The sequence below is a fragment of the Enterobacter sp. 4974935 genome, assembly GCF_058661735.1.
Window position 1 is genome coordinate 1,598,402 of sequence record NZ_JBZWGT010000003.1, and the last position, 20,520, is coordinate 1,618,921.

General features: G+C 54.8%; 17 protein-coding genes. 13 read left to right on the plus strand and 4 right to left on the minus strand.

The annotated features are described in order from the left end of the window. Window position 1: 1 nt before the first annotated feature. From nudB to ruvB, 5 genes are all read left to right on the plus strand, one after another. Window positions 2-445, plus strand: a complete 444-nt coding sequence (nudB, locus tag AC4OVS_RS08785; RefSeq protein ID WP_023300445.1) for a dihydroneopterin triphosphate diphosphatase — start codon at window positions 2-4, stop codon at window positions 443-445. 27 nt (window positions 446-472) lie between these two features. Further along, a complete protein-coding gene (locus tag AC4OVS_RS08790) occupies window positions 473-1,213 on the plus strand; it encodes a YebC/PmpR family DNA-binding transcriptional regulator (RefSeq protein WP_003859747.1) in 741 nt (246 codons plus the stop codon). 34 nt (window positions 1,214-1,247) lie between these two features. Continuing rightward, entirely contained in the window at window positions 1,248-1,769 is a 522-nt protein-coding gene (gene ruvC / locus AC4OVS_RS08795; protein WP_014884319.1) for a crossover junction endodeoxyribonuclease RuvC, read from the plus strand. 80 nt (window positions 1,770-1,849) lie between these two features. After that, the gene (gene ruvA / locus AC4OVS_RS08800; RefSeq protein ID WP_022648487.1) at window positions 1,850-2,464 is read left to right on the plus strand and encodes a Holliday junction branch migration protein RuvA; all 615 of its coding nucleotides are present in this window, start codon (window positions 1,850-1,852) and stop codon (window positions 2,462-2,464) included. A gap of 8 nt (window positions 2,465-2,472) precedes the next feature. Continuing rightward, window positions 2,473-3,483 carry a Holliday junction branch migration DNA helicase RuvB gene (gene ruvB / locus AC4OVS_RS08805; RefSeq protein ID WP_491922323.1) on the plus strand — a complete coding sequence of 337 codons (1,011 nt, stop codon included), beginning with the start codon at window positions 2,473-2,475 and terminating at the stop codon, window positions 3,481-3,483. Window positions 3,484-3,535: 52 nt separating this feature from the next. Here ruvB and znuB read toward each other — a convergent pair whose 3' ends face one another. Together znuB and znuC are read right to left on the minus strand one after the other, a co-directional pair. Continuing rightward, window positions 3,536-4,321, minus strand: a complete 786-nt coding sequence (gene znuB, locus AC4OVS_RS08810) for a zinc ABC transporter permease subunit ZnuB (RefSeq protein ID WP_022648485.1) — start codon at window positions 4,319-4,321, stop codon at window positions 3,536-3,538. Continuing rightward, window positions 4,318-5,073 (minus strand): zinc ABC transporter ATP-binding protein ZnuC, encoded by a 756-nt coding sequence (gene znuC, locus AC4OVS_RS08815; RefSeq protein WP_003859757.1) that lies wholly within the window; start codon window positions 5,071-5,073, stop codon window positions 4,318-4,320. Before znuC ends, znuB begins: the two co-directional genes overlap by 4 nt. 77 nt (window positions 5,074-5,150) lie before the next feature. On the opposite strand from znuC, the gene znuA reads away from it, so the two are divergent. The 3 genes from znuA (at window position 5,151) to lpxM (ending at window position 8,521) form a co-directional block, all read left to right on the plus strand. Beyond that, window positions 5,151-6,095 carry a zinc ABC transporter substrate-binding protein ZnuA gene (gene znuA, locus AC4OVS_RS08820; RefSeq protein WP_491922324.1) on the plus strand — a complete coding sequence of 315 codons (945 nt, stop codon included), beginning with the start codon at window positions 5,151-5,153 and terminating at the stop codon, window positions 6,093-6,095. Window positions 6,096-6,110: 15 nt separating this feature from the next. Next, window positions 6,111-7,430 carry a murein DD-endopeptidase MepM gene (mepM, locus tag AC4OVS_RS08825; protein WP_022648483.1) on the plus strand — a complete coding sequence of 440 codons (1,320 nt, stop codon included), beginning with the start codon at window positions 6,111-6,113 and terminating at the stop codon, window positions 7,428-7,430. A 119-nt stretch (window positions 7,431-7,549) separates the two neighbouring features. Further along, window positions 7,550-8,521: a lauroyl-Kdo(2)-lipid IV(A) myristoyltransferase gene (gene lpxM, locus AC4OVS_RS08830; protein ID WP_491922325.1), complete on the plus strand. Its 972-nt coding sequence runs from the start codon at window positions 7,550-7,552 to the stop codon at window positions 8,519-8,521. A 43-nt stretch (window positions 8,522-8,564) separates the two neighbouring features. On the opposite strand, the gene pyk is transcribed toward lpxM, so the two are convergent. Both pyk and AC4OVS_RS08840 read right to left on the minus strand, forming a co-directional pair. After that, window positions 8,565-10,007 carry a pyruvate kinase gene (pyk, locus tag AC4OVS_RS08835; RefSeq protein WP_003859767.1) on the minus strand — a complete coding sequence of 481 codons (1,443 nt, stop codon included), beginning with the start codon at window positions 10,005-10,007 and terminating at the stop codon, window positions 8,565-8,567. A 114-nt stretch (window positions 10,008-10,121) separates the two neighbouring features. Continuing rightward, window positions 10,122-10,991 (minus strand): MurR/RpiR family transcriptional regulator, encoded by an 870-nt coding sequence (locus AC4OVS_RS08840; RefSeq protein WP_003859769.1) that lies wholly within the window; start codon window positions 10,989-10,991, stop codon window positions 10,122-10,124. A 354-nt stretch (window positions 10,992-11,345) separates the two neighbouring features. Here AC4OVS_RS08840 and zwf point away from each other — a divergent pair, with 354 nt between their 5' ends. The 5 genes from zwf (at window position 11,346) to AC4OVS_RS08865 (ending at window position 20,511) form a co-directional block, all read left to right on the plus strand. Further along, window positions 11,346-12,821: a glucose-6-phosphate dehydrogenase gene (zwf, locus tag AC4OVS_RS08845; RefSeq protein WP_022648481.1), complete on the plus strand. Its 1,476-nt coding sequence runs from the start codon at window positions 11,346-11,348 to the stop codon at window positions 12,819-12,821. A 234-nt stretch (window positions 12,822-13,055) separates the two neighbouring features. Further along, window positions 13,056-14,867 carry a phosphogluconate dehydratase gene (edd, locus tag AC4OVS_RS08850; protein ID WP_032624046.1) on the plus strand — a complete coding sequence of 604 codons (1,812 nt, stop codon included), beginning with the start codon at window positions 13,056-13,058 and terminating at the stop codon, window positions 14,865-14,867. Window positions 14,868-14,906: 39 nt separating this feature from the next. Beyond that, the gene (kdgA, locus tag AC4OVS_RS08855; RefSeq protein ID WP_023300441.1) at window positions 14,907-15,548 is read left to right on the plus strand and encodes a bifunctional 4-hydroxy-2-oxoglutarate aldolase/2-dehydro-3-deoxy-phosphogluconate aldolase; all 642 of its coding nucleotides are present in this window, start codon (window positions 14,907-14,909) and stop codon (window positions 15,546-15,548) included. A 338-nt stretch (window positions 15,549-15,886) separates the two neighbouring features. Beyond that, a complete protein-coding gene (locus AC4OVS_RS08860; protein WP_491922326.1) occupies window positions 15,887-18,400 on the plus strand; it encodes a DUF2345 domain-containing protein in 2,514 nt (837 codons plus the stop codon). Further along, window positions 18,397-20,511: a T6SS effector phospholipase Tle3 domain-containing protein gene (locus tag AC4OVS_RS08865; RefSeq protein WP_323633591.1), complete on the plus strand. Its 2,115-nt coding sequence runs from the start codon at window positions 18,397-18,399 to the stop codon at window positions 20,509-20,511. Before AC4OVS_RS08860 ends, AC4OVS_RS08865 begins: the two co-directional genes overlap by 4 nt. The last annotated feature ends 9 nt before the right edge of the window (window positions 20,512-20,520 follow it).

Sequence of the window (20,520 nt, forward strand, 5' to 3'; positions counted from 1 at the left end):
TATGGCATATAAGCGTCCCGTTTCGGTTCTGGTGGTCATTTATGCAGAAGACTCGAAGCGGGTGCTGATGTTGCAGCGGCGCGACGATCCTGATTTCTGGCAGTCGGTTACCGGCAGTCTGGAAGAGGGAGAGTCCGCGCCGCAGGCCGCCGCGCGTGAAGTAAAGGAAGAGGTCGCCATTGACGTTGCTCGCGAGCAACTGACCCTGAAGGACTGTCAGCGCACGGTGGAGTTTGAAATTTTTAGCCATTTACGTCATCGCTATGCACCGGGAATTGAGCGCAATACGGAATCGTGGTTCTGCCTTGCGCTTCCCCATGAGCGGGAGATCGTGTTCACGGAACACCTGACCTACCGCTGGGTGGATGCGGCGGATGCCGCCGCACTGACCAAGTCATGGAGCAACCGGCAGGCGATAGAAGAATTTGTAATTAACGCTGCCTGAGAAGGCGCGATTTTTGGAGAACTTTTTATGGCAGGTCATAGTAAGTGGGCCAACACCAAACACCGTAAAGCGGCACAGGATGCCAAACGCGGTAAAATCTTTACCAAAATCATTCGTGAGCTGGTAACAGCGGCGCGTCTGGGTGGCGGCGATCCGGCCTCTAACCCACGTCTGCGCGCGGCGGTGGATAAAGCCCTGTCCAACAACATGACGCGAGACACCCTGAACCGTGCAATCGCACGTGGCGTGGGCGGTGATGAAGACGCGAACATGGAAACCATCATTTATGAAGGTTACGGTCCTGGCGGTACGGCGGTGATGGTAGAGTGCCTGTCCGACAACCGTAACCGTACCGTTGCGGAAGTGCGCCACGCGTTCACCAAAACCGGTGGTAATCTGGGCACTGACGGTTCCGTTGCTTACCTGTTCAGCAAAAAAGGCGTCATCTCCTTCGAGAAAGGCGACGAAGATGCGATCATGGAAGCGGCGCTGGAAGCCGGTGCGGAAGACGTAGTGACCTACGACGACGGCGCTATCGATGTCTACACCGCATGGGAAGAGATGGGGGCCGTGCGCGATGCGCTGGAAGCGGCAGGTCTGAAAGCGGATAACGCTGAAGTGTCCATGATCCCTTCCACAAAAGCGGACATGGATGCAGAAACCGCACCGAAACTGCTGCGTCTGATCGACATGCTCGAAGACTGCGACGACGTGCAGGAAGTGTATCACAACGGTGAAATCTCTGATGAGGTTGCAGCGACTCTCTGATGAGAGCCTGTAAACCGTTTATGGGAGACGCGTGATGTCGATTATCCTCGGGATTGACCCCGGCTCACGCGTCACCGGGTATGGCGTTATCCGTCAGGTGGGACGCCAGCTAACCTACCTCGGCAGCGGATGTATTCGTACCAAAGTAGACGATCTGCCGTCGCGCCTGAAGCTCATTTATGCGGGCGTGTCGGAGATCATCACCCAGTTTCAGCCGGACTTTTTCGCCATCGAGCAGGTCTTTATGGCGAAGAACGCTGACTCGGCGTTAAAGCTCGGGCAGGCGCGCGGCGTGGCGATAGTTGCCGCCGTGAACCAGGACCTGCCAGTGTTTGAATACGCGGCCCGTCAGGTTAAGCAGACGGTGGTGGGCATAGGTAGCGCGGAGAAAAGCCAGGTGCAGCACATGGTGCGTACCCTGCTGAAGCTCCCGGCGAACCCGCAGGCCGACGCCGCCGATGCGCTGGCCATTGCGATTACCCACTGCCACGTCAGCCAGAACGCGATGCAAATGAGCGAGTCGCGGCTCAATCTGGCGCGAGGCAGATTACGATAATGACAAATCAGGCTGGATGTTTATCCAGCCTTTTTTTATTATGTCGGCAGTTAATTTCATCCAGAACGCAGGAGCGTCACGTGATAGGCAGACTCAGAGGCATCATCATTGAAAAACAACCCCCGTTAGTGCTGCTGGAAGTGGGTGGCGTGGGCTATGAAGTCCATATGCCGATGACCTGCTTCTACGAGTTGCCGGAGGCGGGCAAAGAGGCGGTTGTCTTTACCCAGTTTGTGGTGCGTGAAGACGCTCAGCTGCTGTACGGATTCAATAACAAACAGGAACGCACCCTGTTCCGCGAATTAATCAAAACCAACGGCGTCGGGCCCAAGCTGGCGCTGGCGATTCTGTCCGGTATGTCAGCGCCACAGTTTGTGAATGCCGTTGAGCGCGAAGATCCGGCTGCGTTAATTAAACTTCCGGGCATCGGCAAGAAAACCGCCGAGCGCCTGATTGTCGAGATGAAGGACCGCTTTAAAGGTTTGCATGGCGATCTGTTCACTCCGGCGGCCGATCTGGTGCTGACTTCACCGGGCGGGCCAGCGACGGATGATGATGCCGAGCAGGAAGCGGTTGCCGCGCTGGTGGCGCTGGGCTATAAACCTCAGGAGGCCAGCCGTATGGTGAGTAAAGTTGCCAAACCGGATGCCAGCAGTGAAACTCTGATTCGTGAAGCGCTGCGCGCTGCATTGTGAGGTAAAGGATGATTGAAGCAGACCGCCTGGTATCGGCAGGCACCATTCAGCCAGATGACGTGGTGGATCGCGCGATCCGTCCAAAACTGCTGGATGAGTACATTGGCCAGCCGCAGGTTCGTTCTCAGATGGAGATTTTCATCCAGGCGGCAAAGCTGCGCGGCGATGCGCTCGATCACCTGCTGATTTTTGGTCCGCCGGGGTTAGGTAAAACCACCCTGGCGAATATCGTCGCCAACGAAATGGGCGTTAACCTGCGTACCACCTCCGGCCCGGTGCTGGAGAAAGCAGGGGACCTGGCGGCGATGCTGACCAACCTCGAACCGCATGACGTGCTGTTTATCGATGAAATCCACCGCCTGTCACCGGTGGTGGAGGAAGTGCTCTATCCGGCGATGGAGGATTACCAACTGGATATCATGATCGGCGAAGGCCCGGCCGCGCGCTCGATCAAAATCGATCTGCCACCGTTTACCCTGATTGGCGCCACGACCCGCGCCGGCTCGCTGACCTCACCGCTACGCGACCGTTTTGGTATCGTGCAGCGTCTGGAGTTTTATCAGGTGCCCGACCTTCAGCATATTGTGGGGCGCAGCGCGCGCTACATGGGGCTGGATATGAGCGAAGAGGGAGCGTTTGAAGTGGCGAAACGTTCCCGCGGTACGCCGCGTATCGCCAACCGCCTGCTGCGTCGCGTGCGTGATTTTGCCGAGGTGAAGTACGATGGCACCATTTCGGCTGACATTGCTGCGCAGGCGCTGGATATGCTGAACGTTGATGCCGAAGGCTTTGACTATATGGACCGTAAGCTGCTGCTGGCGGTGCTGGATAAGTTCTTTGGCGGGCCGGTGGGGTTGGATAACCTGGCGGCGGCAATTGGCGAAGAGCGTGAGACTATCGAGGACGTGCTGGAGCCGTATCTAATCCAGCAGGGCTTCTTGCAGCGTACCCCGCGTGGTCGTATGGCGACGGTGCGGGCGTGGAATCATTTCGGCATTACGCCGCCCGCGATGCCGTAAGTAGCGATTAATGGTAGCCCCGGTAAGCGAAGCGCCACCGGGGACATGCTGACTACTGCGCGGTTTTTTTCATCATACTGAAAATAAACAACACCGCCGCGCACAATACCACCGACGGCCCCGCTGGCGTGTCATAAAACGCCGAGAAGGTTAATCCGCCCGTCACCGCGATCATCCCGATTATCACCGCGATACCGGCCATTTGCTCCGGCGTACGCGCAAAACGACGCGCCGTGGCGGCAGGGATTATCAACAGCGACGTGATGATCAGCGCGCCAACAAATTTCATCGCCACCCCGATGGTTAACGCCGTCACCAGCATCAAGAGCAGCTTCACGCGCTGAAGCTTCACGCCGTCGACAAAGGCCAGATCGGGGCTGACGGTCATTGCCAGTAAATTCCGCCACTGCCACAGCAGGATCCCGAGTACCACCACCACGCCAATGGCAATCGAAATCAGATCTTCGGGCGTGACGGCCAGCAGATCGCCGAACAGATAGGCCATCAGGTCCACGCGGATGTTTGACATCAGGCTCACCACCACCAGGCCCAGCGACAGGGCGCTGTGCGCCATAATGCCGAGCAGGGTATCAATTGCCAGGTGAGGGCGTTTTTCCAGCCAGACCAGACCGGCGGCCAGCAGCAGCGTGACGACAATCACCGCATAAAAAGGGTTCACGTCCAGCAACAAACCAAACGCGACACCCAGCAATGACGCATGGGCCAGCGTATCGCCGAAATAGGACATTCTGCGCCAGACGACAAACGAGCCGAGTGGACCCGCGGCGCAGGCAAGCATAATCCCGGCCAGCCAGCCGGGCAGTAACAGTTCAATCATGAGTGTCCATTTCCCCGACGCAGGACAATTCGTCCCTGTAAATCATGGCGGTGATTGTGATTATGGCGATAGATGCCCAGCTGTTCGGCGCCACGATGGCCAAACATGGAGATAAATTCGGGATGCATTGACACCACTTCCGGCGTGCCGGAACAACAGATGTGGTGGTTCAGGCACAGCACTTCGTCGGTTTTGGCCATTACCAGATGCAGATCATGGGAGACCATCAGCACCGCGCAGTTAAGCTCCCGACGGAGCTGGTCGATAAGATCGTACAGCGCAACCTGACCGTTGACGTCGACACCCTGCGTCGGCTCGTCCAGTACCAGCAGCTGAGGGCTGCTGAGCAGGGCGCGGGCAAGCAATACGCGCTGGGTTTCACCGCCCGACAGCTTTTGCAAAGGCGCCTCAACAAGATGTCCCGCCTGAACGCGTTTTAGCGCCGGTAGGATATCCGCTTTACGCGTACCGGGACGGAGACGCAGGAAGCGGCTCACCGTCAGGGGCAGGGTGGCATCAAGATGTAATTTTTGCGGCACATAGCCGATACGCAATTTGTCCTCGCGGACGATAACACCTGCGTCAGGGGCTACCAGGCCTAATACGACGCGCACCAGCGTCGATTTGCCTGCACCGTTAGGGCCGAGCAGCGTGAGTATTTTGCCGGGCTTCAGATTCAGCGACACGTCAGAAAGGACGCGGCGCTGGCCGAATGAGACCGAAACATTTTCAAGAGAAACTAAAGTCGTCATGTCAATTTAAGCTTGCAGAAGTCATCGAATGTTATAATATCACATTCCACGCATTCATTACGATGATTAGTCGCATTATGTTACAGAAAAATACGTTTCTTTTCGCAGCTTTATCCGCTGCTCTTTGGGGGACAACAGCACAAGATGTTAACGCTGCCGTTGTCGCTTCGCTTAAACCACTTGGCTTTATCGCCGCTGCCATCGCCGACGGTGTGACGGACACAGAGGTTCTTCTGCCTGACGGGGCCTCCGAGCATGATTATTCTCTGCGTCCGTCTGATGTAAAACGCTTACAGAACGCGGACTTAGTCGTCTGGATTGGTCCTGAGATGGAAGCGTTCATGCAGAAATCCGCTAAACAGGTCCCTGCGCAGAAACAGGTGACGATTGGTGAGCTGTCCGCTGTGAAACCGTTGCTGATGAAAGGGGCTGAGGACGAGGGTGACGAACATGACCACGACCATGCTCATGGCGAAAAAGGTGACGACCATCACCATCACGGTGAATACAACATGCATCTCTGGCTCTCCCCAGAGATAGCGCGGCTTACAGCGGTTGCAATCCACGACAAATTAGTGGAACTTATGCCGCAAAGTCGAATCAAACTCGACGCCAACCTGAAGGATTTTGAGGCTCAATTAGCCGCAACCGACAAACAGGTAGGTAACGAGCTCGCACCGCTTAAAGGAAAAGGGTACTTCGTTTTTCATGATGCCTACGGGTATTACGAGAAACATTACGGTCTGACCCCATTGGGGCATTTTACCGTCAACCCTGAAATTCAGCCTGGTGCGCAGCGTTTACATGAAATCAGAACACAGTTGGTTGAGCAAAAAGCGACATGCGTTTTTGCTGAGCCACAGTTCAGGCCAGCGGTCGTAGAAGCCGTGGCCAGGGGAACATCCGTGCGCATGGGAACCCTTGACCCGCTAGGTACGAACATCCAGTTGAGCAAAGCGAGCTATTCGCAGTTCCTCAGCCAACTGGCGAATCAGTATGCGAGCTGCCTGAAAGGAGATTAACGAGGAAGTGAATACGTGCAACAGATAGCCCGCTCTGTCGCCCTGGCATTTAACAATCTGCCTCGACCCCACCGCGTTATGCTGGGGTCGCTTACAGTTCTCACGTTAGCGGTCGCCGTCTGGCGGCCCTATGTTTACCACCCGAGTTCTGCCCCTATTATTAAAACCATCGAACTGGAGAAGAGCGAGATCCGCTCTCTGCTGCCTGAGGCCAGCGAGCCTATCGATCAGGCCGCACAGGAAGATGAAGCTATTCCCCAGGATGAGCTGGATGACAAGATCCAGAATGAAACCGGCATTCATGAATATGTTGTTTCTACTGGCGATACGCTGAGCAGCGTCCTGAACCAGTACGGTATCGACATGGGCAACATAAGCCAGCTTGCCGCATCCGATAAAGAGCTGCGTAACCTGAAAATTGGTCAGCAGCTTTCCTGGACCTTAACGCCCGACGGCGATCTGCAACGTCTGACCTGGGAGATGTCCCGTCGCGAAACCCGCACCTACGATCGCACCGCAAACGGTTTCAAAATGACCAGTGAAATGCAGCAGGGCGACTGGGTTAACAGCGTGATGAAAGGGACCGTCGGCGGCAGCTTTGTTTCCAGCGCCCGCGATGCTGGCCTGACCAGCGCTGAAATCAGCTCGGTGATCAAAGCCATGCAGTGGCAGATGGATTTCCGCAAACTGAAAAAAGGCGATCAGTTCTCTGTCCTGATGTCCCGCGAAATGCTGGACGGTAAGCGCGAGCAGAGCCAGCTGGTGGGTGTTCGCTTGCGTTCAGACGGCAAAGACTACTACGCCATTCGCGCGGAAGACGGTAAGTTCTATGACCGCAGCGGTACGGGCCTGGCAAAAGGCTTCCTGCGTTTCCCAACGGCGAAACAGTTCCGCGTCTCCTCCAACTTCAACCCGCGTCGTCTGAACCCGGTAACGGGCCGCGTAGCGCCGCACCGTGGCGTTGACTTCGCCATGCCGCAGGGCACGCCAGTGCTGGCGGTAGGTGATGGTGAAGTGGTCATGGCGAAACGCAGCGGTGCTGCTGGCTATTACGTGGCTATTCGTCACGGTCGTACATACACCACCCGCTACATGCACCTGCGTAAACTGCTGGTCAAACCGGGCCAGAAGGTGAAACGTGGCGATCGCATCGCGCTGTCCGGTAACACAGGCCGGTCGACGGGGCCGCACCTGCACTACGAAGTGTGGATCAACCAGCAGGCGGTTAACCCGCTGACGGCGAAACTGCCGCGCACCGAAGGGCTGACCGGGAAAGATCGCAAAGATTACCTGGCGCAGGTGAAAGAGGTGATGCCACAGCTGCGCTTCGACTAAGCTAACACCCTCAAAAATAAGCCGGCGTCAGTGTGCGCCGGCTTTTTCTTTTGTACGCGGACGGCTGCCTCGCTACACTATCTGAATATATTTTTGCGTCACCAGACCCTGGAACCCGCATGGAAACCAAAAAAAACAATATTGAGTACATTCCCGAGTTTGAAAAATCCTTTCGCCACCCGCGTAACTGGGGCGCCTGGCTTGGCGTATACGCGTTTGCTGGCATGGCGTTACTACCTGCTTCCCTCCGCGATCCGGTTCTCGGAAAAGTGGGGCGCCTGGCAGGGCGCTTAGGTAAAAGCGCACGCCGCCGGGCGCAAATAAACCTTCTGTACTGCTTCCCGGATAAAACCGACGTCGAACGCGAAGCAATCATTGATGACATGTATACCACCGCGCCACAGGCCATGGCGATGATGGCGGAACTGGCGCTGAAAGGGCCGGAAAAGATCGTCGACCGCGTTGACTGGAAAGGGCTGGAAATCATCGACGAGATGCGTCGCAATGATGAAAAAGTGATTTTCCTGGTGCCGCACGGTTGGGGAGTCGACATTCCGGCAATGTTAATGGCATCGCAGGGCCAGAAAATGGCGGCGATGTTCCATAATCAGGGAAACAAAATCTACGATTTCGTCTGGAATACCGTGCGCCGTCGCTTTGGCGGACGCCTGCACGCCCGTAACGATGGCATTAAGCCTTTCATTCAGTCGGTACGTCAGGGTTACTGGGGCTACTACCTGCCCGATCAGGATCACGGTCCTGAGCACAGCGAGTTTGTCGATTTCTTCGCGACCTATAAAGCTACGCTACCCGCGATTGGTCGCCTGATGAAAGTCTGCCGCGCCCGCGTGATCCCGCTGTTCCCGGTTTATGACGGTAAAACGCATCGCCTGAGCATTGAGGTACGTCCGCCGATGGACGATCTGCTGACCGCGGACGATCGCACCATTGCACGCCGCATGAATGAAGAGGTGGAAGTGCTGGTGGGGCCACATAAGGAGCAATATACGTGGATCCTGAAGTTGCTCAAAACGCGTAAACCTGGCGAAACAGAGCCGTACAAGCGTAAAGAGCTTTTCCCGAAGAAATAGGAAACCTTCACCCCTCTCCCCTTAGGGGAGAGGGGATCGGAGCTTACTCTACGGTCAGTACGCGGGTGGTATTGGTTGAGCCGATGGTGCTCATCACGTCACCCTGCGTCACGATAACGATATCACCGGATACCAGATAACCTTTGTCGCGCAGCAGATTCACGGCATCGTGCGCGGCGGCCACACCGTCATTGGTGCTGTCGAAGTAGACTGGCGTCACGCCGCGATACAGCGCCGTCAGGTTCAGCGTACGCTCGTGACGGGACATGGCGAAGATCGGCAGACCGGAGCTGATGCGAGACGTCATTAGCGCGGTACGGCCAGATTCGGTCATGGTGATGATCGCTGTGACCCCTTTCAGGTGGTTGGCTGCGTACATCGCGGACATCGCAATCGCTTCTTCCACATTGTCGAACTGGATATCCAGGCGGTGCTTGGAGACGTTAATGCTTGGGATCTTCTCCGCACCCAGGCAGACGCGCGCCATGGCGGCCACGGTTTCCGCCGGATACTGACCCGCAGCGGTTTCTGCTGACAGCATCACCGCGTCAGTACCATCCAGCACGGCGTTCGCCACGTCCATGACTTCCGCACGGGTTGGCATTGGGTTGGTGATCATGGATTCCATCATCTGGGTGGCGGTGATCACCGCGCGGTTCAGCTGACGCGCGCGACGGATCAGCGCTTTCTGGATACCGACCAGTTCAGGGTCGCCAATTTCCACGCCCAGATCACCACGGGCAACCATCACCACGTCAGACGCCAGGATCACGTCGTCCATCGCGTCCTGATCGCAGACCGCTTCAGCGCGTTCCACTTTCGCAACAATTTTCGCATCGCAGCCTGCATCACGCGCCAGACGGCGAGCATAGTTCAGATCTTCGCCGCAGCGGGGGAAGGAGACGGCCAGATAATCCACGCCGATCTGCGCTGCGGTCACGATATCCGCTTTGTCTTTATCGGTCAGCGCTTCGGCAGACAGGCCACCGCCGAGTTTGTTGATGCCTTTGTTGTTGGAGAGCGGGCCGCCGACGGTCACTTCGGTGAACACCTTCATACCCTGAACTTCCAGCACTTTCAGCTGTACGCGTCCGTCGTCCAGCAGCAGGATGTCGCCAGGCACAACGTCAGCAGGCAGACCTTTGTAGTCGATACCCACTTTTTCCTTATCGCCTTCGCCTTTGCTCAGGTTGGCATCCAGCAGGAATTTATCGCCGATGTTGAGGAAGACTTTGCCTTCTTTAAAGGTCGATACGCGGATTTTTGGACCTTGCAGGTCACCGAGGATAGCAACATGGCGGCCCAGTTTAGCTGCGATTTCACGCACTTTGTCGGCACGTAATTTATGGTCTTCTGGCGTACCGTGAGAGAAGTTCATGCGCACCACGTTGGCACCCGCGGCGATAATCTTTTCGAGGTTATTATCGCGGTCGGTGGCCGGGCCTAGGGTGGTGACGATCTTGGTTCTGCGAAGCCTTCTGGACATGTAATACTCCGTTGACTGAAACAACTTTGGTGTTGCGTGAACATAGAATCGGCCTTCATCTATCGCAAGGCAGTAGCGAGGGGACCGAATGCCGTAAATCGTACATCGTCGTTATTAGGGAACATCGCTCTTTATAAGCAATTCTTTATCAAAACGCGATTCTTTCAGGGCTTCCTTGACCCGCTTCAAGTTATCCCGGAATTTTGCGCCCCGGCGTAAAGTAAAACCGGTCGCCAGCACGTCGATGACCGTCAGCTGCGCCAGGCGGGAGACCATCGGCATGTACATGTCGGTGTCTTCCGGTACGTCCAGGGTAATGGCGAGCGTCGCTTCCCGGGCCAGCGGCGTACCTGCCGTCGTCAGGGCGATGACCATCGCATCGTTGTCACGCGCGAGTTGCGCCAGCTCCACCTGGCTCTTGGTGCGGCCCGTATGGGAGATGAGTACCACGACATCATCTTCGCTACAATTCATACAGCTCATGCGTTGCAGCACAATGTCATCGGAGTAAATCACCGGCACGTTAAAGCGAAAGAACTTATTCATGGCGTCATGCGCCACGGCGGCGGACGAGCCAAGGCCAAAGAAGGCAATCCGTTTGGCCTGCGTAAGAAGATCGACCGCGCGATTCACTGAACTCATGTCCAGAGACTGGCGAACATGGTCGAGCGTGGCCATTGCCGATTCAAATATTTTTGCGGTGTAAGCATCAACGCTGTCGTCTTCATCTACATTGCGATTAACATACGGGGTACCGTTTGCCAGACTTTGTGCCAGATGCAGTTTAAAATCAGGAAAGCCGCGGGTGTCCAGACTACGACAGAATCGATTGACCGTCGGTTCGCTGACGCCCGATTCCTGTGCCAGAGCGGCGATGCTTGAATGAATCGCCTGAGCGGGCGCGGCGAGAATAACTTCGGCCACTTTGCGCTCGGATTTGCTAAGGTGTTCCAGTTGAAACTGGATTTTTTCCAGCATGTTCATTGTTAACAAGACGCTCATGAGGGCATAAACGATTTCATAGAGATGAAACCTTGATTCGATTTAGCCGATATTACCCCCGGGACACCCGAAAGGGTAATCGTCGACAAGAAATGTTGTTGTTTTTTTTCATTACTTGATCGACGTCGGGTTTTGCTCTGACCCTGTTGCGCAAAGAATCGACATTAGTTGCGTCACCAGACGGGCGTAATGGCCCGCGCGACGAAAAATCACCGTATCGCACGTGACGTTAAGCGCTAATGGTTTCAGGAAACGCGTAAAAGCAGTACAGTGCATTGTAATAAAATTACAACGATACCTGGCAGAGTACCAGGAGATCTAACTGAGGAGAATGACATGGCGGTAACGCAAACAGCCCAGGCATGTGACCTGGTCATTTTCGGCGCGAAAGGCGATCTTGCACGCCGAAAATTGCTGCCTTCCCTGTATCAGCTCGAAAAAGCGGGCCAGATCCATCCCGATACCCGAATCCTTGGGGTAGGGCGCGCCGACTGGGATAAGGAGGCTTATACCAAAGTCGTGCGCGAGGCGCTCGAAACGTTCATGAAAGAGAAAATCGATGAAAGCCTTTGGGATAAGCTGAGCGGGCGTCTCGATTTCTGTAATCTGGACGTCAACGATGTAAGCGCCTTTACCCGTCTGGGTGAAATGCTGGACCAGGAAAATCGCGTCACCATTAACTATTTCGCCATGCCGCCAAGCACCTTCGGCGCCATCTGCAAAGGTCTGGGCGAAGCGAAGCTGAACGCCAAACCGGCGCGCGTGGTTATGGAGAAGCCGCTGGGTACGTCGCTGGCAACCTCGCGTGAAATCAACGACCAGGTGGGCGAGTTCTTTGAGGAGTGTCAGGTTTACCGTATTGACCACTATCTGGGTAAAGAGACGGTTCTGAACCTGCTGGCGCTGCGTTTTGCCAACTCCTTGTTTGTGAACAACTGGGACAACCGCACTATCGACCACGTGGAAATTACCGTGGCGGAAGAAGTGGGCATCGAAGGCCGCTGGGGCTACTTCGACCAGGCCGGCCAGATGCGTGACATGATCCAGAACCACCTGCTGCAAATTCTGTGCATGATTGCCATGTCTCCACCGTCAGATCTGACGGCCGACAGTATTCGTGACGCCAAAGTGAAAGTGCTGAAATCACTGCGCCGTATTGACCGCTCCAACGTGCGTGAGAAAACCGTGCGCGGCCAGTACACCGCAGGTTTTGCCCAGGGGAAAAAAGTCCCTGGCTATCTGGAAGAAGAGGGCGCGAACAAGTCCAGCAACACCGAGACGTTTGTGGCGATCCGCGTGGATATCGACGACTGGCGCTGGGCCGGCGTGCCGTTCTACCTGCGTACCGGGAAACGTCTGCCGGCAAAATGCTCCGAAGTGGTGGTCTACTTCAAAAATCCGGAACTGAACCTGTTCAAAGAATCCTGGCAGGAACTGCCGCAGAACAAACTGACCATCCGTTTACAGCCGGACGAGGGTGTGGATATTCAGATCCTGAACAAAGTGCCGGGTCTTGATCACAAACACAACCTGCAAACCACCAAACTCGACCTGAGTTACTCTGAAACTTTCAACCAGACGCATCTGGCTGATGCTTACGAGCGTCTGCTGCTGGAAACCATGCGTGGTATCCAGGCGCTGTTCGTCCGCCGCGATGAAGTGGAAGAGGCGTGGAAGTGGGTGGACTCAATCACCGAAGCGTGGGCAGCCGACCAGGACGCGCCAAAACCGTATCAGGCGGGAACATGGGGACCTGTCGCCTCCGTTGCGATGATCACCCGTGATGGCCGCTCCTGGAACGAGTTTGAATAACCCCTATCTCTAGCCCAAAGGTGTTATTTTACCGGTAACATGATCTAACACAGCAAGTGGCATAATTTTTAATCTTTTAAGCTCCGCGTGGATTCACCCGCGGAGCTTTTTTTATTACACTCCCTTCAGACATTTTGCCCCTGTGCTCCGGATATCAGGCGTTTCAGCGTTGTTAACAACCGTCAGAAACTGTGTAAACTCCCGAGCCTGGACAGATAAATTAGAGGAGCTTTTATGAATCCGACATTGTTACGCGTAACACAACGCATCGTTGAACGCTCGAAAGAGACCCGTGCTGCCTACCTTGCCCGCATCGAACAGGCGAAGAGTGAAACGGTCCATCGCTCACAGCTGGCCTGCGGGAATCTGGCCCACGGCTTTGCCGCCTGCCAGCCTGGTGATAAAGACGCGCTGAAAAGCATGCTGCGTAACAATATCGCCATTATTACCTCCTATAACGACATGCTTTCAGCCCACCAGCCGTATGAGGTTTACCCGTCTATCATCCGCAATGCGCTGCACAGCGTGAACGCGGTGGGCCAGGTTGCAGGCGGCGTGCCGGCCATGTGTGATGGCGTGACTCAGGGACAGGACGGTATGGAGCTGTCTCTGTTGAGCCGCGAAGTGATCGCCATGTCGGCGGCAGTGGGCCTCTCTCACAATATGTTTGATGGCGCGCTCTACCTGGGCGTATGCGACAAAATCGTCCCGGGGCTGGTGATGGCCGCGCTGTCGTTTGGCCATCTGCCAGCGATTTTTGTGCCGTCAGGCCCGATGGCAAGCGGTCTGCCAAACAAGGAAAAAGTCCGTATCCGCCAGCTGTATGCCGAAGGAAAAGCGGACCGTCAGGCGCTGCTGGAAGCGGAAGCCGCGTCCTATCACGCGCCGGGCACCTGTACGTTCTACGGTACGGCCAACACCAACCAGATGGTGGTGGAGTTTATGGGGATGCAGCTGCCGGGCTCGTCGTTCATCCAGCCGGATGCGCCACTGCGTAAAGCGCTGACCGAAGCCGCAGCCCGTCAGGTGACGCGTCTGACCGGTAACGGCAACGAGTGGATGCCAATGGGCAAAATGGTGGATGAAAAAGTCATCGTCAACGGGATTGTCGCCCTGCTGGCGACCGGCGGTTCAACCAACCATACCATGCACCTTGTCGCGATGGCGCGCGCGGCGGGCATTCTGATCAACTGGGATGACTTCTCCGAGATCTCTTCCGTGGTACCGCTGATGGCTCGTCTGTACCCGAACGGTCCGGCGGACATTAACCACTTCCAGGCCGCGGGCGGCGTGCCGGTGCTGATGCGCGAGCTGCTGAAAGGCGGCCTGCTGCATGAGGATGTCAACACGGTGGCGGGCTTTGGCCTGCATCGCTATACCCTTGAGCCGTGGCTGAACAACGGTGAGCTGGACTGGCGCGAGGGGGCGAGCAACTCGCTCGATCCTCAGGTTATCGCGACCTACGAACAGCCGTTCTCTCCTCACGGCGGCACCAAAGTGCTGAGCGGTAACCTTGGGCGTGCCGTAATGAAAACTTCTGCCGTGCCGGAAGAGAATCAGGTTATCGAAGCCCCGGCGGTGGTGTTTGAAAGCCAGCACGACGTTTTACCTGCCTTCGACGCGGGTCTGCTTGATAAAGACTGCGTAGTCGTGGTGCGCCATCAGGGACCAAAAGCGAACGGGATGCCAGAATTACATAAACTTATGCCGCCGCTTGGTGTATTATTGGACCGCCGTTTCAAAATTGCGCTGGTGACCGATGGACGCCTCTCGGGGGCATCCGGTAAAGTGCCTTCAGCGATTCATGTCACCCCGGAAGCCTACGACGGCGGCCTGCTGGCGAAAGTCCATGATGGAGACATGATCCGCGTTAACGGTCAGACAGGCGAGTTAACCCTGCTGGTGGACGAAGCAGAGCTGGCGGCGCGTCAGCCACATATTCCTGACCTGAGCGCATCCCGCGTGGGTACCGGACGCGAAATGTTTGGTGCGTTGCGTGAGAAACTCTCCGGTGCGGAGCAGGGCGCAACCTGTATTACGTTTTAAGACGACTTGATTTTAACGATCTGGCGAGAGAAAACTCTGATGAAAAACTGGAAAACAAGTGCAGAAGCAATCCTGACTACTGGCCCTGTCGTGCCGGTTATAGTGGTAAACAAACTGGAGCACGCTGTCCCAATGGCGAAGGCGCTGGTTGCGGGTGGCGTTCGTGTTCTGGAAGTGACCCTGCGTACTGCCTGTGCGATGGATGCGATTCGCGCTATCGCCAAAGAAGTGCCGGAAGCGATCATCGGTGCTGGTACGGTTCTGAATGCGCAGCAGCTGGCGGAAGTGACCGAAGCGGGCGCACAGTTTGCCATCAGCCCGGGCCTGACCGAGCCGCTGCTGAAAGCCGCAACCGAAGGTACTATTCCGCTGATCCCGGGTATCAGCACCGTTTCTGAACTGATGCTGGGCATGGACTACGGCCTGAAAGAGTTTAAATTCTTCCCGGCTGAAGCGAACGGCGGCACCAAAGCGTTGCAGGCGATTGCAGGCCCATTCTCCCAGGTGCGTTTCTGCCCAACGGGCGGCATCTCTCCGGCCAACTACCGCGACTACCTGGCGCTGAAAAGCGTGCTATGCATCGGTGGCTCCTGGCTGGTTCCGGCGGATGCGCTGGAAGCAGGCGACTGGGATCGCATTACTAAACTGGCTCGCGAAGCGGTAGAAGGCGCGAAACAGTAACAAATGCTCAATGCATAAAGCAGGCCCTCTGGCCTGATGCTGGTCACTTTATGTGACCAGCATGTATAAGTTCTTCTTCTTCTTCCCACAAACATTTTTAATATCCCTAACCCCCAGGCGTATCATTCTTCATTATTAAATAATCCCTCACTTATATATTTGATGAATAATTCATTCTTAATTTATCTGTGATGAAATTGCCTGGGCTCTTTTTATTTATTCTATGAATAATATTACTTCCTTTGAGTCAATTCAACTTGAGGTTGGGTATTTTAATAGGAGAACGATAGGTGTATTGTTTTTAATAAACGGAATGTTTGTTAAAAGGATAGATAATAATGTCAGGGGAATCTGAGGTGGCTCAACGGTGGGACACGTTAAACAGATATTTATTGTATTTCCCGCGTAGCAAAAATGTTATTTCTGATGTTCATTCTTTTACAGGAAAAGAGATATTAAGCGAGCCTTATCGCTATACCATTCGCTTTACCAGTCCGGATCAAAACATTGCCATTAATGCTGTTCTTAATCAAAGGGCTGAGTTTATTCTGCGTGCACCCAATCTGGAAGCCTCATGGCATGGGCAAACCTCCTGGCTGCCGGTTCGCCAGATTAATGGCACGATCACCCAATTTTCCCGGCTGATGTCTTCAGGTGACGAAGCACTGTATGAATGCGTGCTGGAGCATGAGCTGGCGCTGCTGGATCAAAATTACCGTTCTGCGGTTTACATGAACATGACAGTCCCGGAGCTCGTTACAAAGCTGATGAAGGACAGTGGTCACTTTGACGGCTACAACATTGATTTTGACCAACTGAGCCACAGCTATCCACGACGGGAAATGATCATTCAGTGGAAAGAAACCGATTTGCGGTTCATCCGTCGGCTGCTGGCAGAGATAGGGATCTGGTTCCGTTTTGAGAATCACAACAAAGTGAAAACGGAAACCGTCGTTATTTTTGGGGATTCTGCGCGTCGTTACAACTTCAGCGACAAACAGATGCCTTATGTCCGACATTCAGGCATGACCAGTTATAACGAATACATCACCGATCTGGAGGAGCAGCACGGCCTGATCCCAAAAAATGTGTTGGTTCGTACCTATAACTACCGTGACCCGCAATCGCCGCAGACGGATAAGACCGTTAAAACGAGCGATATTCCCGAAGGTGTAACGACAGGCCAACACTATCACTATGCCGATCACTATCTTGCTGCGGGGGATTTTCACGGTGAAGAGGCGGAAACCGCCGCATTTTACGCCCGTCTGCGTTATGAACGCCTGTTGAACGGACAGAGTGTTCTGGGGGCGACAACCAGCGATCCCGAGCTTCAGCCAGGCATTATGTTTTATCCTGCAGGGCCTGTACCTGACGGGTTTAAGTCCGGGTTTGTGATAACTGCGATGATTATCCGCGGCAGCCGTGCTGAACACTATCGCGCCGTACTTTCTGGGATCCCCTATATCCACGGCTATAGCTTCCGTCCTGAATACATATCCCGGCCGGTGATAGCCGGAACGGTGCCCGCCAGAGTGATGGCTATCGGGGGAGATAAAACCTATGCCGGACTTGATGCGGTTGGACGCTACCGGGTTAAGTTCGATTTTGACCTTGATGAAAAACGGGTCGGATTTGAAAGCGCCCTGGTACGCCTCGGCAGGCCGTACGCCGGTGATACTTTTGGTATTCACTTTCCGTTGCTGGAGGGGACTGAAGTTGCCGTAGGTTTTGAAGGCGGCGACCCGGACAGACCTTTTATCGCCCATGTCATGCACGACGGCAGCCACCCGGATTTAGTCACAAACCGTAACGATACCCGAAACGTGATCCGCACGGCCGCGTTGAACAAGATCCGTCTTGAAGATCGTCGCGGGCAGGAACACATCAAAATCTCTACCGAGTACGGCAAAGGGCAAGTGAGTGTGGGCCACCTGGTTGATGCTGAGGGCAAAAAGCGCGGGGAAGGTGTGGAGGCTCGCACCGACGACTGGATGGCGCTGCGTGCTGCCAAAGGCGTGATGATCACCACGGAAGCACAGCCCCGCGCGGGGGGTAAGCAACTGGATATGACAGCGGCTATTGCACAACTCGAAAAGGCGTTATCGCTGGCGATGACCCTACAACAAAGTGCGCTTACGGCAGGTGCGAGTAATGTGGAAACCGATCGGCAAAATGCGCTCAGCCAGACGCTGAGTCATCTCGCGGAGCCCGGTATTTTGGCATATGGAAAAAGTGGAATTGCGCAGGTTACGCCGGACAGCCTGCAATTGTCAGCCGGGAAAGACCTGATTGCCACAGCGGGCGGGAATGCCAGCGTGAATGTGGTGAAAAAATTCTCGCTGGCCGTAGGGGAAAAACTGTCGCTGTTTACCCGCAAACTCGGCATCCAGATGATTGCCGGTGCGGGGGATATTACGACGCAGGCGCAGCGGGGCGAAATGCACATGCTGTCGCAGCAGGATTTCACGCTGACGAGCACCGCCGGGAAAATGAACGGCAGTGCCAGAAAGGGAATGCAGTTTGTCTGCGGGGGCGGCGGGATCCGGATCAGCCCGACCGGACTGGTCACGATTTTCTCGCCGACGGGCATTGAGCTCAAAGCGCCGAGCCTGAAATACGACGGTCCGGAAAGTGTGTCGGTACCGACGCCATCCTTTGACAAAGGCGCCTTTAAACTTCGCTACAAACTGCACGCCGGCGATGATCCGGAGCAAATTCTGGCAAACAAAAAATTCAGGCTGACCAGTGCATCCGGTCAGGTGGTGGAAGGCGTGACGGACAGCTCCGGTCGTTCAACACTGCTCGATGCTGACGACCTCGACAGCTATAAAATGGAGATAATGGAATGACGGAGGCGAAGACAAAACCCTACGCTCCACGGGTGGTATCAGAAGGCGATATTCCGGTACACAAAACCCTGGGCGAAGTCGCCCAGACGCGCAACGTCGGGATACCGCGCCCGATGCCCGGCATTGTGATCCTCGTCCATGGCGTGAACGATGTGGGTGAAGCCTACCAGAATCAGGAGAAAGGTATACTTACCGGGCTGGGTAAGCGACTTAACCGGCAGGATTTTTACGCCCACGAATGGAAAGACTACGGAATTATTACTCCCGGGCGTTCTCCCATCATCCCGTTTTACTGGGGATATAAACCGGTTACGCATGCTGACTACCGGGCGGACCAGAAGCGCTACCGGGAGGAAGTCGGGAAGCTGAGTGACAATGCGCATCTTCCCTATGATGCGTACCAGGAAGATAACGAGACGAATAAAAAGTCGCTGGGTAATGACGGGAAAGGGCCGTTTCAGTACCAGAACGATAACTTTAGGAACGCACTTGATACGAGTTTTGCCAAGGGGGGCGGGACCTTTGCCAACGCAACGACGACGATCCCGGATATGCTGGGACCCGGCGCCGGTGGCTTCGGCGTTGCCGCTGCGGGATTTGCCTCGCTGCACTTCAATGATGGCGATTTTACCCATCCCATTTATGGAAACCCGCACCGCATTTACCAGTTTTTTGCCGCTCAACGGCTGGCAGATTTGATTATTCAGGTTCGAAGTGAGCCGATTACGGCGAAAGATGTGATTAACATTGTGGCCCATAGTCAGGGCACGATTATTACTATGCTGGCAAATATGCTGGTGAAACAGGCCGGGTATGCTCCGGTAAACTGTGTGATTCTTAATCACTCACCGTATTCTCTTGAGTCGCGCGTGGCTGAAAATATTCAGCCGGGTTATCAACAGACCGACGATGCCAGACAGCAGACATTTAAAAATTTCTGTCGCCTGATGCATACGCAATGGAAAGGTGGCGGGAAAATGGCCGAGAGCGAATTGCTGGCCCTGGAGGCTTCCTGTACTCTGCGTAAACCTTCCGATAATCCGCTGCGAACGGATGACAGATATTGCCGAAGCAACGACGGTAAAGTGTATAACTACTTTTGCCCGAACGATGGCGTCGTGTCGCTGGAGAATGTGCAGGGGTTTGGCTGGCGGGGCATTCCTCAGAATATCGCCAGTGATATACCGAATCTGTTTCAGCGTGTGTTTTACCAGCATGGTGAAGTAGGAAACATCCCTGACGCTAACCCCTTTGAGTTACCGCCGCGAAATGAGGGGGATGCAAAATATGCCTTTCTCACGAACGCCAGTTACAGCGCTCGCGATGTGGTGATAAATGGTGAGGAGTTACCGGAACCTTTTATTTTCAAACTTCAGGGGGAGGATAATCACCCGGATAACGATCCTAAAACCAGTGATAAACCGTATACCTATTATGTCGATCCGGACAGCCCGGACGCCTACATTTCCTATTCCGCCAAAGCCAGCGCCATTAAGCGCACAGTAACGACAACCTTTGCAGTGAACCGCTATCAAAATATTGGCTGGCAGCCTGGTCACGTTTTATCTGCTTCAGAGCTTAAAGAAGAGAGTTTTGAACGTAAGCATGAGGTTATTTATGGTGAGGTGTCAGGTTCGCGAGATTTTCAGTTAGTCACACTTACCTGGAAGAAAACACCGGAAGAACTGCAAGCGGAATGGCAGAAAATTGACCCGGTGGGCTACAGCCAGCACTCCTCTATTGTGATGAGCGAATTTGTGCCATCGCACGCTATGGCGTTTGATTTGGCTATTGGGCAGTGCAAATCATTCGATTATCAGGCGGGGAAATTTTGGGAAGGGTTGTTACATCGGGCAGACTGGCGTGATCCGCAGAACGGTTATCAATTTGCGAAAGATTATTACAAAACGGGACGACTCAATGAGCAATTTACAAAAAACTACATGAACAAACCTGACGAGGTTTTACCGACAGGAGTGTTTGGGGTAAAGAACCACTTTAACAATTCCACAATGGTTAAACCGTCCCGCGATCTGGCTGTTGGAAATCAGGAAATAGCAAACCTGCAATGGGATATGCCGAAACCCAAGAGTGAGAGTCAGCTGGCTTAAGGATTGAGC

Excerpts from the sequence above, each read along its gene's own strand:
- ruvC (WP_014884319.1), top strand. The coding sequence starts at position 1,248 with ATGTCGATTATCCTCGGGATTGACCCCGGCTCACGCGTCACCGGGTAT.
- AC4OVS_RS08865 (WP_323633591.1), top strand. The coding sequence starts at position 18,397 with ATGACGGAGGCGAAGACAAAACCCTACGCTCCACGGGTGGTATCAGAA.
- zwf (WP_022648481.1), top strand. The coding sequence starts at position 11,346 with ATGGCGGTAACGCAAACAGCCCAGGCATGTGACCTGGTCATTTTCGGC.
- nudB (WP_023300445.1), top strand. The coding sequence starts at position 2 with ATGGCATATAAGCGTCCCGTTTCGGTTCTGGTGGTCATTTATGCAGAA.
- AC4OVS_RS08860 (WP_491922326.1), top strand. The coding sequence starts at position 15,887 with ATGTCAGGGGAATCTGAGGTGGCTCAACGGTGGGACACGTTAAACAGA.
- AC4OVS_RS08790 (WP_003859747.1), top strand. The coding sequence starts at position 473 with ATGGCAGGTCATAGTAAGTGGGCCAACACCAAACACCGTAAAGCGGCA.
- lpxM (WP_491922325.1), top strand. The coding sequence starts at position 7,550 with ATGGAAACCAAAAAAAACAATATTGAGTACATTCCCGAGTTTGAAAAA.
- znuB (WP_022648485.1), bottom strand. The coding sequence starts at position 4,321 with ATGATTGAACTGTTACTGCCCGGCTGGCTGGCCGGGATTATGCTTGCC.
- AC4OVS_RS08840 (WP_003859769.1), bottom strand. The coding sequence starts at position 10,991 with ATGAACATGCTGGAAAAAATCCAGTTTCAACTGGAACACCTTAGCAAA.
- znuA (WP_491922324.1), top strand. The coding sequence starts at position 5,151 with ATGTTACAGAAAAATACGTTTCTTTTCGCAGCTTTATCCGCTGCTCTT.
- edd (WP_032624046.1), top strand. The coding sequence starts at position 13,056 with ATGAATCCGACATTGTTACGCGTAACACAACGCATCGTTGAACGCTCG.
- ruvB (WP_491922323.1), top strand. The coding sequence starts at position 2,473 with ATGATTGAAGCAGACCGCCTGGTATCGGCAGGCACCATTCAGCCAGAT.
- pyk (WP_003859767.1), bottom strand. The coding sequence starts at position 10,007 with ATGTCCAGAAGGCTTCGCAGAACCAAGATCGTCACCACCCTAGGCCCG.
- znuC (WP_003859757.1), bottom strand. The coding sequence starts at position 5,073 with ATGACGACTTTAGTTTCTCTTGAAAATGTTTCGGTCTCATTCGGCCAG.
- kdgA (WP_023300441.1), top strand. The coding sequence starts at position 14,907 with ATGAAAAACTGGAAAACAAGTGCAGAAGCAATCCTGACTACTGGCCCT.